Source organism: Chryseobacterium binzhouense, assembly GCF_007474545.1.
Classification (GTDB): domain Bacteria; phylum Bacteroidota; class Bacteroidia; order Flavobacteriales; family Weeksellaceae; genus Chryseobacterium; species Chryseobacterium binzhouense.
In genome coordinates, this window is sequence record NZ_VKOG01000001.1 from 710866 (window position 1) to 724983 (window position 14118).

General features: G+C 35.5%; 12 protein-coding genes. 10 read left to right on the forward strand and 2 right to left on the reverse strand.

Going from position 1 to position 14118, the window contains the following annotated elements:
- Nucleotides 1-30 precede the first annotated feature (30 nt).
- The 3 genes from FNE73_RS03235 to FNE73_RS03245 all read left to right on the forward strand — a co-directional run bounded on the left by FNE73_RS03235 (nucleotide 31) and on the right by FNE73_RS03245 (nucleotide 5628).
- Nucleotides 31-4032 (forward strand): AAA domain-containing protein, encoded by a 4002-nt coding sequence (locus tag FNE73_RS03235; protein WP_228429854.1) that lies wholly within the window; start codon nucleotides 31-33, stop codon nucleotides 4030-4032.
- Complete coding sequence (locus tag FNE73_RS03240; protein ID WP_143883333.1) at nucleotides 4032-4364, forward strand: HopJ type III effector protein; 333 nt, start codon at nucleotides 4032-4034, stop codon at nucleotides 4362-4364. Before FNE73_RS03235 ends, FNE73_RS03240 begins: the two co-directional genes overlap by 1 nt.
- Before the next feature lie 253 nt (nucleotides 4365-4617).
- Complete coding sequence (locus FNE73_RS03245; protein ID WP_143883334.1) at nucleotides 4618-5628, forward strand: helix-turn-helix transcriptional regulator; 1011 nt, start codon at nucleotides 4618-4620, stop codon at nucleotides 5626-5628.
- A 53-nt stretch (nucleotides 5629-5681) separates the two neighbouring features.
- Here FNE73_RS03245 and FNE73_RS03250 read toward each other — a convergent pair whose 3' ends face one another.
- Together FNE73_RS03250 and FNE73_RS03255 are read right to left on the reverse strand one after the other, a co-directional pair.
- Nucleotides 5682-7043: a hypothetical protein gene (locus tag FNE73_RS03250; protein WP_143883335.1), complete on the reverse strand. Its 1362-nt coding sequence runs from the start codon at nucleotides 7041-7043 to the stop codon at nucleotides 5682-5684.
- 57 nt (nucleotides 7044-7100) lie between these two features.
- Nucleotides 7101-8027: a helix-turn-helix domain-containing protein gene (locus tag FNE73_RS03255; RefSeq protein ID WP_143883336.1), complete on the reverse strand. Its 927-nt coding sequence runs from the start codon at nucleotides 8025-8027 to the stop codon at nucleotides 7101-7103.
- Nucleotides 8028-8261: 234 nt separating this feature from the next.
- Here FNE73_RS03255 and FNE73_RS16955 point away from each other — a divergent pair, with 234 nt between their 5' ends.
- The 7 genes from FNE73_RS16955 to FNE73_RS03285 all read left to right on the forward strand — a co-directional run bounded on the left by FNE73_RS16955 (nucleotide 8262) and on the right by FNE73_RS03285 (nucleotide 14071).
- The gene (locus tag FNE73_RS16955) at nucleotides 8262-8390 is read left to right on the forward strand and encodes a hypothetical protein (RefSeq protein ID WP_262711329.1); all 129 of its coding nucleotides are present in this window, start codon (nucleotides 8262-8264) and stop codon (nucleotides 8388-8390) included.
- A gap of 305 nt (nucleotides 8391-8695) precedes the next feature.
- Entirely contained in the window at nucleotides 8696-9268 is a 573-nt protein-coding gene (locus FNE73_RS03260; protein WP_143883337.1) for a hypothetical protein, read from the forward strand.
- Between the two features lie 113 nt (nucleotides 9269-9381).
- Nucleotides 9382-10431, forward strand: coding sequence for a glucokinase (locus FNE73_RS03265; protein ID WP_143883338.1), 1050 nt, complete (start codon nucleotides 9382-9384; stop codon nucleotides 10429-10431).
- Between the two features lie 106 nt (nucleotides 10432-10537).
- The gene (locus tag FNE73_RS03270) at nucleotides 10538-11104 is read left to right on the forward strand and encodes a YceI family protein (protein WP_143883339.1); all 567 of its coding nucleotides are present in this window, start codon (nucleotides 10538-10540) and stop codon (nucleotides 11102-11104) included.
- Nucleotides 11105-11182: 78 nt separating this feature from the next.
- Nucleotides 11183-11794, forward strand: a complete 612-nt coding sequence (locus FNE73_RS03275) for a YceI family protein (protein WP_143883340.1) — start codon at nucleotides 11183-11185, stop codon at nucleotides 11792-11794.
- Nucleotides 11795-11879: 85 nt separating this feature from the next.
- Nucleotides 11880-12521: an alpha/beta fold hydrolase gene (locus FNE73_RS03280; protein WP_143883341.1), complete on the forward strand. Its 642-nt coding sequence runs from the start codon at nucleotides 11880-11882 to the stop codon at nucleotides 12519-12521.
- A 131-nt stretch (nucleotides 12522-12652) separates the two neighbouring features.
- The gene (locus tag FNE73_RS03285) at nucleotides 12653-14071 is read left to right on the forward strand and encodes an L-serine ammonia-lyase (protein WP_143883342.1); all 1419 of its coding nucleotides are present in this window, start codon (nucleotides 12653-12655) and stop codon (nucleotides 14069-14071) included.
- Nucleotides 14072-14118: the final 47 nt, after the last annotated feature.

Here is a 14118-nt window from a genome sequence, read left to right on the forward strand (position 1 = left end):
CATTTAATGAAAATTTTTTAAAAACGCAGAATGAATAATTTGAATTCAGAAATATTCCAGGCCTTTCAGACCAAGCTGAAAACCGGTAACAGAAGAGGCGTTCACCTCAATGCTATTCCGGGGAATTCCCGATACAAATTTGATTTGGCAAGGTTGTCTGAAATTCAGAAAAGTCTTCCCGAACATTTCATTATTGATCTTCTTACGCAGAAAAACATCAGTTTCAGGTTTTCAATTCTGGATAAAAAGCAGGAAGCTGCTCCTAAAACTGAAAAGAAAGACAGCACTTATCTTTACGCAGATGAAAAGGAAAATCTTCAGAAAAAAACTGTTGAAAGTTCTGATAATCCTATCGAAAGCCGTTCCAAAATTCTGGATAAACTTTCGACAGGTTTGGAAAATCTGGTGTTTCAGAACGATGTCATTCAATCGGAAAAAGGGATCAATTCTTTGGGTTTTGGTTTTCCGCTGCTTATCAGGAGAGATCTGGACGGACAGCTTACTTCGGCACCGGTTCTCATCTGGTCTGTAAAAATAAAGCCTGTTAATGAACTTAACACGTGGGAAATCAGCAGAACAGAAGATGATCCGATTTATATGAACGAAGTTCTGGTCAATCATCTGCAGAACGATTCCGGAATTACATTAGAACAGATTCCTGAGGAAATGTTGCTGGATGGTAAAATCGACAAGCCTGAACTGCTTCAGATCTGCCAGAAACTTCTTGAGCAGCTCAAAATTTCGCAGAATCTGGATTTTATTCTGAATAATTATGAGGAAATACCATTTATTAAATCAAAATCGACCTTTGAAAATCAGCTTCCTGAAAAAGGCGATGCGGTTATTGTAAAATCCGGTCTTTTTTCATTGTTTGAGGTTCAGAAACAGAATATTATCAATGATTATGAAACTCTGAAACAGGAGTACAAACCGATAGAGAATTTCGAGAAAAAAGAATTTCAGACGATAACTTCCGTAGAAACAGATCCTTCGCAGCAGGAAATCTTAGAATCGCTTCAGTCACAGTCCAAAATTCTGATCCAGGGTCCGCCCGGAACAGGGAAAAGCCAGACTCTGACTGCCGTTTTGCTCAATGCGCTGGAAAATAAACAGAAAACCATTGTGGTGTGCGAAAAGCAAACCGCATTGGAAGTGCTCTACAATGCGCTTCACAAACTAGGACTGGAACGCTATTGCATTATGATAAAAGATTCGGCGGCAGACCGCAGACCGGTTGTAGATGCAGTTCGGAATACGATAGATTCTGCAGATTTCAAAAAGACCGTTCAGCCATATTCTGTGCAGTCTCTGCAAGCTCAGCTTACGGAAATTTCTTCTCATAAAAATGTGATCAACTCGGTTCATGAACTTTTAAATCAGGATATTTTATCCGGAAAAAATCGTACGGAAATTGTGGCAAATCTACTTTCTTATCAGAATCTGAAAGAAAGTATTGATTTGAATGATATTCAGTTCTCGTTTTCGGAAGAGGAGTTCAGTGCCATTGAAAATATTCTGAAAAACGGTAAGGAGCTGTATCAGGAGTTCCAGCCTTTTAAGGGAAATTTTTTTCTCAATCCCGAAAAATTGGTTCAGAAAGATTTTTACAGCAGTCTGCAAAATCTTGATTTATCATTTCAGAATTATGAAAAAGATCTGCACGAGATTCAAAAACTGATTGCGGAATTTAAACCTGTTTTCGAATCAAAAAAGAAAAAAAAATTCTCGGAAAACATCAGCAAACTCCATTCGTTGATTGACGAAACGGAAGTAGCCACCGCTGTTTTAAATCAAAATTCAGAAGAATTTCATCCGGAAATTACGAGTGGTTTTTTCTATCGGTTAACAGCATTTTTTTCAACATCAAAGAAAAATAAGATCAATACGCAGAAGCGTTTGAAGGAGATCAGCGGATTGATAAAGCAGATCAGCCTTACCGAATTTTTCCCACCAGTTGAATTGTCTGATAATCTCTGGAACAATAGAAACGAGATCATCAGTTACCGTCAGAAAATTCAAAATATATCGTTTTCAATCGAATCAGATCTGGAAGCGCAGTTTGGGAAAACTGATTTTCAGAATGTTTTTGATTCTGTGATTTCAGGAAAAGAAACTGAACTGATTTCACAGAAAATTCAACAGTTAAAACAAAATATCAGCAACGAAAACTGGTTAAAAAACACCGATTTCGGAAATTCTTACCAGACTTTTGAGCAATTTTTAACGGAGACTTTTGAATTATTTAAAATTTACAGAAATCATCCTGAAAACCCTTTGCTGAAGGCTTATAACTGGTATTCTTTTCATCTTCCGCTTACAGTATTCCAGAAAAAAATTACTGAGAAATTATTTGCAGTTGAGAATTGGTCGCCATCATTCTTTGCGGCATATTTTCCTTTGGTTTTGAGCCATTATTCAGATCCCGGACTTCACTTTAATGAAAAAAATTATGAAGATCTTGGTAAGAAAATAAAACAGTTCGGAACATTTCAAAAATCATTCATAGAATATTTTTGGAATACTTCTCAGCAGGAAGCCGTGAAAAATTTTGAAAAAATCAATAAGGATATTACAGTTGCCAATCTTTATAACAAGAGAAGCAGTACTAACTATAAAAAACTGACGCTGAGACAAATAGTGCAGAAAGATATTGATCTGTTTACCAGCTTTTTTCCGGTGATTTTTACCACACCAGATGCGTGCAGCAATCTTTTCCAAGGCAGAAATTTTTATTTTGATAATGTGGTTTTTGATGAGGCAAGTCAGCTGAAACTGGAAGATAATCTTCCGGCGATGCTGAAAGCTAAAAATATTATCATTGCCGGAGATGAACACCAGATGCCGCCTTCCAGTTACTTCAGTAAAGTTTTTGACGGAACAATTGAAGATGAAGAAGATATGGAATCTGAAAATGAAGTGATTACTTACAAAAATGCATTGCTGAACATTGAGTCTTTGCTGGATTTTGCAACAGAAAACCAGTTTGAGAAAAATCATCTTGATTTTCATTACCGTTCCAGACATCCTTACCTGATAGATTTTTCCAACCATGCATTTTATCATTCCAGACTGAAACCTCTGCCTTCAAAATCTGAAGACAAACCCATTGAGTTTTTCCAGACAGACGGTGTTTTTGATGAGCATATCAACAAAAAAGAAGCAGAAAAAGTTATTGAAATTCTTGAAAATATTCAACAAAAAAAAGACGGAACGTATCCTTCAATCGGTATCGCAACCTTCAATATTACACAGCGAAATTATATCAGGAGAATGATTCTGCAAAAGGCTGCTCTGCCTGAAAATGAAGCTTTCCGAAATAAAATTCAAGCATTGGAAACCGCCGGATTTTTTATAAAAAATCTTGAAAACATTCAGGGAGATGAACGGGATATTATCATCATATCAACTACTTACGGAAAAAAGCCGGGTGGTAAATTTGTTCAAAGTTTTGGACCGGTCAATCATACGAAAGGATATAAGCTTCTGAACGTGATCATAACAAGAGCCAAAGAGAAAATTTATATCTGCAACTCGGTTCCTGAAGAAATTTTTACCCGTTATAAAGAAGCTCTGGAACTTGAAGGAGCCAACAACAGAAAAGCAGTTTTCTATGCTTATCTTGCGTACTGCAAAGCGGTGAGCGAAGAAAATGAATCTCAAAGGCAGGAAATTCTGAATACTCTGAATGTTTTTGGACATCAAAATAGTCATAAAAATGAAAAGGCAGCTGATCTTTTTATTGATGAAATTTACAGCCGACTGACCGACAGTTTTACGGATGTAAAGATTTTTAAAAACCATCATTTCGGAGGTTATGAATTTGATATTCTGATCGAAAATAAAAATGGAAAGTCACTGGTCGCCGAATGTATGAGCAAAGAAAAATACTCGGGAAATCTTGGATATTTGGAAGATTTGCACAAGGAAAAAGTCGTTGTAAATTCAGGATTTGACTACATAAGAATCTGGAGCCAGAACTCTTGGCAGAATCTGGATGCAGAATTAGAAAAAATTAAAAAGAAAATAATATAATGATTTTAGAACAGCTTAAAAATTCACCGGAAAGTATTGATTTTAAAGACGTGATTGCTTTTATAGATGAGCATTACGATTTCACGCCAACGAAATTTGCCAACGGAAATACGGTAAATGAAGCCAATCAGAATAACGGTTCGTGTAAAGTTTTCAGTTTTGCAAAATTGAATAAACTTTCAAAAGAAGATACGTTGGCTTTGTTTGGAGATTTTTACAGGAAAGATGTTTTACAGAATCCGGAAGGGGACGACCATCAGAATATCCGTAATTTTATAGAGTTTGGCTGGGATGGGATTTCTTTTGAAGGGACAGCTTTGGTGAGAAAGTAAACTGTCATTGCAAACAGGCGGGAGGTCTGCGAACCCAGTTCAGAAATAAGGAAGCAATCTCAAATAATTTGGAAGAGATTGATTTGAGTGCTTCCTTAGTAAGAAAGAGGTCATGAAAAATGGCAACTTTTACCACCCCGTCAAAAAATCAAATATTTTTCGCCACCCCTCCAGAGGAGGGAATTTCACTGCCTTATATTAGATTCAACATCAATCTAAATTTAAGTGTTAACCTAAAACTTAACCTCATCGTATGTCATCCAACAAAAACGCTCTCATCCGGTACAAAACACTGGACAAATGTCTGAAAAACAAGTATAAAAAATATACGCTGGAAGATTTGATGGACGAATGTTCCGAAGCTTTGTTTGAATTTGAAGGAAAAGAATCTTTCGTAAGCAAAAGAACGGTTCAACTCGATCTGCAGAATATGCGAAGTGAAAAATTCGGGTATGAAGCGCCTATTGAAGTTTATGAAAGAAAATATTACCGATACAGCGATCCGGATTACAGCATTCATAATATTTCTGTCAACGAAAGTGATCTGAAAGCGATGAATAATGCGGTGCAGATTTTAAAGCAGTTCAAAGATTTTTCGATGTTCAAGGAAATGAACGGGGTGATTCAGAAGCTTGAAGATTCGATCCATTCAACGAATCAGAAATCAATTATTCATCTGGATAAAAACGAGCAGCTGAAAGGTCTTGAACATATTGATATTCTGTACGAAAGCGTTCTGCATAAAAAGGTTTTGAAAATTTTATATAAAAGCTTCAAAGCGAGGGAATCCAATTATTATATCGTTCATCCGCAATTGCTGAAAGAATATAATAACCGCTGGTTTTTGATTTGCTGGCATAAAAGCAAAATAATGAACCTGGCTCTGGACAGAATAGAAGAAATTTCGATGGAAGAGCAAACCGAATATATTGATAAAGATTTCGATGCAGATCGTTATTTCGGTGAAGTGATCGGCGCTACGGTTTCTGAAACACAAAGACCTCAAAATGTAATATTCTGCATCACTCCAAAACACGCTCCTTATGTGAAAACCAAACCTTTTCATCATTCTCAGGAGATTCTAAAGGAAGATGAGGACGGAACGGTATTTAAAATATGTGTACAGCTTAATTTTGAGCTGGAACGGCTGATTTTGGGAATGGGAGAGTGCATCACCGTTCTCAAACCGGATAAGCTTAAAAAGAGGATTTACAAAAGTCTTACAGAAGCTGTGCAGAATTATTCCGAAGATAATGACAGTTGATTTTAATTAAAAAGCTTACACCGCAAAAATCAGAGTAAGCTTTTTGATGTATTTTACTTTAGTCTTGTGAAACTGAAATAAGTACCAATCCCGCTTCCTGTAGCTCCTGTAGGACTAGCAACTAATGTCATAGATTTATTTACCGGTGCTGCTAATCCAAAATAGTAACTTGTACCAGCTGTTAGTGTAACTATACCTTTGGCTAAAAAGTATCTTGTGTCTGTGGAGTTTTCTATATTAGCTCTGGCTACCCATAAGTTAGTTGAATTACTGGCAACGCCTATTACAGCTCTCTCTGCGCTTACTCCAAAGTCATTGTCAACAGCATTGGTGCCAAAATATGATGTTGCAAATTCCCATATATATACACCCGTTTCTAATGGTGTAAATAGTCCTGTAGATGTATCATATTCATTTTCAAGGTCAATCTGCTCATTGTCTATAATTACTTTAGCAATTGAATTTCCAGTTGACGGCTGTGACATGGAGAAGTTTGTTGTAATGTAGCCTCCAAATTTTATTCTTTGAAGGAAACTGGTTTTTACTACACCGCTGGGATCAATTACTAAGCTGCTAACATTTGTAGCATTTGTATTTTGTACACCTTCAAAGCGTACCGGATCTGATGTATCTACCACATGAAACTTATTTGATGGAGATATTGCACCTATGCCCATTTTACCGTCACCTGTTATCCTTGCTTTTTCAGTGCCTAGAGCACTGCTTCCCGCGCTTGTTATAAATCTGATAGGTACGGAATTAGTAGTTGCATTAGAGCCTATATCTAAAGATATGGCATCTAATCCTGCAAAAACCTGTGTGTTTGACTCTGGGAAAGCCTGCAGGCTCAATCTAGTCTCTACATTGTTGCTATTTCTATCCGGTGACACTATCAAAATATTTGAAAGACCCGTTGAAGATGAAGCTAATGATTCCTGACGAATACCTGATCCTGAATTAATAATAGTTCTTTGGTTATTTCCTAGAAAGGTTAAAGTTTTACCATCCATTGTCATTGTTCTGTTTGAGGTAAGAGTTCCATCATCTTTATAGATGTTAATGTCCGGACTAATTTTAATCCACTCCGTTCCGTTAAAATAATAATAACCTACAGATGTAATGTTTACTCTTTGTGAAAGTATGTCTCCGCCAGAAATGTCAGTAATGTATATCAATGCTCCTCTTTGATCCTGAGTATATAGAGTATTGCCTTTATTTGTAAGTTCAAGTCTCGTAAGTCTTGGAGCCTGCAAACCTGTGATGTCATTTGTTAAAGATACACCATTGCTGTCAGATCTTCCGTTAACATCTAATGATGTTTTAGGGGATTCTGTATTTATGCCAACCCGCCCGGTTTGAGCAATGAAGAGTGATGCCGCAAGCAGAAGTTGGGCAGTAAATAGATTTTTTTTCATAATTTTAAAGTTTACTAATTATATAATAAAGCTTTCAGGTAATATGTTTTTTAATTTTTACAGTAATGCTTTTTTTCTAAATTGGTTCGGGGTTATATCTACGTTTTTTTTGAAAAAATTTACAAAATGTGAGGGCTCATTAAAATCCAAAACATAGGATATTTCTTTTATTGATAGATTGGTCTGCCTTAGAAGGGATTTTGCATCGTGGATAATAAGATTATGAATATGCTCTTTAATTGTTTTACCTGTTTCTGTTTTTAGTCTTCTACTTAAATAGTTGGCATTTATTTTAAGTGAATTAGCGTAAAAATTGACAGTTTTTTCGTATTTGAAGTCTTTGTTTTTCTTTTCTTTATTAAGAAGTTTTAAAAAAGAGACAACAATATTTTCATCAGAGTGAGTTATTTTTCCTACAAATTGTGAATCATAGTATTGGTCATATAATTCCTTCACCTTTAACAAAATAATATGAAGGCATGAAGCAAGAACTGTCCTGTTTTTTATGCTGTATTTATTATATTCTTTATTGAAAAATTCAAAAAGTATAATTAGGTCATCTATTTCTTCAGGAAGGATTTTAATGGGAATTGATTTATCTAATTGAAAGTACTGATAGTTGCTAATTAGTTTATTCAAAAAAGGAAATTCTTCTATAAAATTTTCAGAAAAAAACACACCATACTTTATAAGTATAGACTCTTCTAATTCACAAGACACAGTTTGTCTCGGGGGACAGAGATACACGCTTGGAAACTCCATTTGTTTTTCCCAGTGTGCAATTTTTATTGTACCGGTACCTTCAATAAATAAATTGACAGCAAATAAATCTGATTTTAAAGGAGATATAGTGAGATTGGGAGCTACCCAAACCTGCTTTACTTTGTCCAGCCATATGTCTGAACATTTTGGTGGCGACACATTAAGATAATTGCAAACATCATATATGTTTTTGAAATAAACGACTTCTTGCTGGGAATTCATAATAATTATTTTTCAGATAGGAACAGTTTTCATATTACAAATTTAACTACAAAATTTTATTTGTAATTGCGAAAAAAAAGAATATTATTGCAAAAATCGTTTTTGTAATAAAGTATTATTGATTAAAATTATTTGTTTTATCTATTATGTTGTAAACGGCATAATGTATCTTTAACAGGTGAGTTTATTGAAAGATTGGCTTGCTTATTGTAATGTTTTTCTAAATTTAAAATTATGAGATCAAGAATATTAAGAACAGCGCTTACGCTTTTAGCCCCAATTGTGATAGAATTTTTCATTAAGAAAATTACAGGAAAAAAAGAGGTGAAAAATGCTAATAAACAGATTCCTTCGCCTCATTAAAGCTTTTCCTTACTTATAAGACCTTACTTCGGTAGGGTTTTTTGTGTATTGTTTTTTGTTTCAGTCTCAGTGCTTATTCTATGATAGTGAATCCATTGCAGTCTTTCTTTTTTAAAGGAACAATAAATCATCTTAACAATCTAATGCGTTTACTATTAAATGGAATTAGGCTGAAAATATTTATCTTTTGCTAATTTGTTGTCTAATAAAGCTTTAATACGTATTCAGAACACAATACTGATCGCAGTATTTGCTATTGGCATGATTTTTACATCCAGCAAAATGTAAAATTTAAAATCAGAGTTATGAAAATGATTAAACAAACCATTATAGCAACAGGAATTTTAACTGCAGGGTTAGTAAGTGCGCAGGATGCAAGTATGAATAACATGATTAAAGTAGGAGCTACAGCAGGTTTGGCAGTTCCGGCAGATAATCTCTCTGCGGCAATAGGAGTAGATGTAGCTTATCAGAACCTTATCACTCCGGGGTTTGGTCTTGGTATCGCTACAGGATATACACACTATTTTGGCAAAGACAATAATGGCTACAAAAACAATGATGTTGGAGTAGTTCCTGTAGCAGCGCTTATCAGAGTGTATCCGAAACAGACAGGATTTTATTTCGGAGCAGATCTCGGGTACGGATTTTTGATAGGAGATGACATGGTAGCAAGCAATTCTACCGTAAGCAGACCGGATGGCGGCTTTTACCTGAAACCTGAAATCGGGTATCACAACAGAGACTGGAATTTCTTTCTTCAGTATCAGAAAGTATTTGCAGGAAGTAATGGTGATATTGCCGGTCCGGCTTCACAAGACTATAATGTGGGAAGCATCGGAGCAGGATTTTCTTACAATATTCCTCTAGGGAAATAATTATTAAAGATACAACCAATTATTAACCAAACCTTTTCGACTTTTTGAAAAGGTTTTTTGTTAGGATACAAAAAATACCAAAACAATTATTATATTTGATAAAATTTGCGATTATGAACTTAAATCCAAAATTTCCTCTCTATTTACCAGGGGTGAAAAACAGCAATAACGACCATGTTTCTATTATCGGAGCAAACCTTAGAGAAGACACCACAACTATTGGATATTATCTTTCGGGAAATGCAGGAATAGAACTTCAGCTTAAAAAAACATATATTACAAAAGAATATTCATCTTTTTCGGATGTTCTTGCTCAGTTCATGCAGGAATCACAGCTTGAAAACATTAAAAGACTGGGAATTTCTGTTCCGGGTCCGGTCATTGATGGTAAGAGTTATCCTGTAAGACTTAACTGGAATCTGGATATTGCCGAATATCAGGAAAGATTTGGTTTTGAAAAAGTCTATATGCTGAATGATCAGGAGGCAGCTGCATATGGAATCGGTCTTTTGGAAGATTCTGAACTGGATGCAATTTATACCAGCGGACATCTTGAGAAAGGGAATGTTGCCATTATAGCACCCGGAAATGGATTGGGAGAGGCAGGATATTTCTTTGACGGAAAATACCTCAGACCTTTTGCTACTGAAGGCGGACATTCTGAGTTTTCTCCAAGAACTAATGTTGAGGTAGAATTTTATCAGTTCCTTAATAATATTTATGGAATCGTAAGTTGGGAAACTGTACTTTCAAAAGCAGGATTATTCAATATTTACAGGTTTTTGAGAGATGTGAAGAGACATCCTGAACCGGAATGGCTTTCTGAACGTCTTGCTAACGGAAATTTTACTGAAGAAATCTTTAAAGCTGCCATGGAAGAAGATGTGATGATCTGTAAAATTGCACTAGACACATTCCTGGAATTTTTAGCAAGGGAAGCAAATAATCTTACCCTAAAGCTAAAAGCTACCGGCGGACTTTTGATTGCTGGAGATATTACGCAGATAGTGAGAAATTATATTAATAAAGATAAGTTTTACGAGAAATTCAAAATCAGCGACAAGATGGAAAATATGCTCAAAAATATTCCTATTTATCTGATTAATACCGATAATATAAGCATTAATGGTGCTGCACTTTACACTGCTTACTTTACAGAATAAAATCAAGCTCCGAAGATACCGGAGCTTTGTTTAATTTATTGATGTAGATCAATAGCAACAGCAGACAAAGATGATTATCTTTGCTTCGTTAAAATTTATTTAAAACATGAAAAAAATAATATTATTGGCTGTTTTGGCGAGCGGACTTGCTTTTGGACAGACTAAAAAAGTAGTAAGTTCAGATGTACACTGGTGGGGTTATAAAGTAGCTAAATCTGCGGCAAGTTCGCACGATGGTACTGTGAATGTTAAATCCGGAAATCTTGTAATGAAAGGGAATGAAGTTGTGGGCGGTTCTTTTGTGCTGGATATGACTTCCATTAATGCTACTGATCTTTCGGGCGAGATGCAGGGTAAACTAAACGGACATCTTAAAAACGGTGATTTTTTTGAGGTTGAAAAATTTCCTACGGCAAATTTTAAAATTACTTCTGTAAAGAAAAATAAAGATAAGAATTACAACCGAACTGTTACGGGAGATCTTACTGTAAAGGGTAAAACAAGCTCTGTTTCTTTTCCTGCAAATATCACGGTGAAAGATGGTTTGGTCTCTCTCACATCAGACAAATTTTCATTTGACAGACAAAAATTTGATGTGGCATACAAATCTTCCATGAAAGATGTATTTGTGAAAGATGAAGTAGATATGACTGTAAAGCTTACTGCGAAATAATTTATTTAAAAAAAGATTGTTAAAAGTGTAGAAGTTCTACACTTTTTTTTATTTTTGTTGAATTGTAAATAAAATATAATGAAAAGATTACTATTGTTTGTTATGATGTGTTCATGCATATCATTGGTTTTTGCCCAAAAGAAGGGAGATAAAGTTTCTAAGGTAATAACTTCTGAGATAAAATGGTGGGGACACAAAGTGGTAAAAACTAAGGCTACATCACATTACGGTACTGTAAAGCTGAAAAGCGGTAAGTTTAATTTTGATAAAACTGTGCTTGTTGATGGTGAATTTATTATTGATATGAGGAGTCTGATGGTTGCCGATTTATCTGGTGATGACCAGACAAAGCTTACCAATGATCTGAAAGGACCTACTTTTTTTGATGTTAAAAAATTTCCAACAGCTAAATTTCATTTAAAAAGAATCATTCCGCTGGCGAATGAAGAGTATAATTCAACAATCGTAGGTGATATTACGATAAAAGGAGTAAGAAAAACAATTTCTTTCCCGGCCAATGCATATATTACCCAATTTACGGTAGAGATAGAATCTTCAAGATTTTCTTTAAACAGAAGAGATTTCAAAGTATTTTACCAAAGCTCTGTAAAAGATTATTTTATTAAAGATGAAATGGAGATTCAGTTTAAGCTTTCTACAGAGAAAGTGGATAACGAAAGACCAAGATAAGGTTAAACTTATGATAAAAATCAAAGGACTGCTTTTCATTGAGCGGTCCTTTTTTTATTTTAGCTGATTAAAAAATGGTTTTTAAATGAAAATTTATGTAGTAAGCGGTCTTGGCGCAGACTTCAAAGTTTTAGAAAGGCTTCAGTTTCCAAAACATCATGAAGTTGTTTTTATCAGCTGGCTGATTCCCGAAGCCGGGGAAAGCTTTTCCGCCTATGTAGAACGTATGAGTGCAGTAATTGATGAGTCTGAACCTTTTTTTCTTTTAGGCTATTCTTTCGGGGGGATTATGGTGCAGGAAATCAATCGTATCAAGCCGGCTCAGAAAGTGGTTATTTTGGGGAGTATAAGGTCAGATAAAGAAAAATCGCGCCTAATAAAAATGGGAGAAGTTACCAAAATTCCTAAATTTCTTCCGGTAGGTTTTTTCGGAGAGAAAACTTCTCTTCTTTACACCCGACTCCGAAAAATGATAGATCCGAAAAATCCGAAAGTCATCCAGTATTTTCAGGTTCGGGATCCGTACTATTTAAAATGGTCTGTAGAAAGGATTTCGGAGTGGAAGTTTGAAGAAGATCCCAATGTTATTCAGATTTTGGGAGATCGTGATATTGTTTTTCCGATCAAAAACTGCAGACCGGATTATGTCATTAAAGGCGGAACTCATCTTTTTCCTGCTACCAAACATAAAGAGGTTTCGCTTATTTTAAACAAAATTTTTGAATAATACCTTAGGCTTAATGTTTCTTGAGGTGTTCATGAATGAAAAGAAATAATGAAATTATTATGATAAATTATTCTTCCCATTCTAAAATATTTTCCATGTATATTTGCTTTTAGCGAAAATGGAAAATATATATGGAGTCAATATCTGTATTTGAGATTATAAAAGTAGGAATAGGTCCTTCAAGTTCTCACACAATGGGACCGTGGAATGCTGCTGCGGCATTTGTCAGAATTATCAATCGTGAAAGATCTGTTGCGGAGGTAAAAGAAGTTTTTCTGGAATTTTTTGGCTCGCTGGCAAAAACGGGAATCGGTCACGGAACCGATATTGCCGGAATGCTTGGTCTGAATGGTGAAGATTTTAAAACTATTGATACTACGAAAATTGATGAAATTGTTGACAGGATAAAAAAATCTCAGATCATCAATTTGGGAGGCGAAAAAGAAATTCATTTTATTTATGGACATCATTTAGTTCTCAATATGTCTCAGACGCTTGATTATCATCCCAACGGAATGATTTTCAAAGCGGTTTTTGAAGATGGAACCGAACTTGTGCAGGATTTTTATTCTGTCGGCGGAGGTTTCATTATGAGCCAGGAAAAAAAATCTATTGATAAGCACTGTGTGCGCACTTTATATCCGTGTCATAAATCTTCGGATATTGTAAAATACTGTGACAAATTAGGATTTGAAAAGATTTCAGATTTAATACTAATTAATGAAGAAAGCTGGAGAACGCAGGAAGAAACCAGAAAAGAGGCTCTTTATATATGGCAGCAGATCAAAGAATGTATTTATAAAGGCGTAAATAAAGAAGGAATTTTACCGGGCGGGCTCAATGTAACCCGTCGTGCCGCAGGAATCAACAGAAAACTTTTAGGCGATAAAATTTATAAAAATAAAGATGAATGGTTTCAGCTTGTGGTTGATGCAGAAGAAAATTTCACCAATATCAATAAATGGATTTCCTGTTTCGCATTGGCCGTGAACGAAGAGAACGCTAGTTTTGGGAGAATTATTACTGCGCCAACCAATGGCGCAAGTGGGGTGATTCCGGCAGTTTTGATGTATTCTCAGGCTTTTACCCATGCGACTACAGAAGATGATATTGCAAGATTTATTTTGGTTGCGGGAGAGATCGGAACTTTATTTAAAAAGAATGCTACAATTTCGGCAGCAATGGGCGGCTGTCAGGCGGAAGTAGGAGTTTCTTCCGCAATGGCTGCAGCGGGCTTAACGGAGATTTTGGGAGGCAGCGTCGGTCAGGTTTTAATGGCGGCAGAAATTGCGATGGAACACCATTTAGGACTTACTTGCGATCCGATAAAAGGATTGGTACAGATTCCTTGTATTGAAAGGAATACAATGGGAGCTATAAAAGCGATTACCGCTGCAAATATTGCTCTGGAAAGTGATCCTGCGAAAGCAAAAGTAAGTTTAGATCAGGTAATCCAAACAATGTGGGAAACTGCTTTGTCGATGAATGACCGTTTCAAAGAAACTTCGGAAGGTGGGCTGGCTATTGCAGTTAATGTTCCGGAGTGTTAAAAATAAAAGTCAACAGCATACTATAAAAACGTGCGCATCTTTCAAGC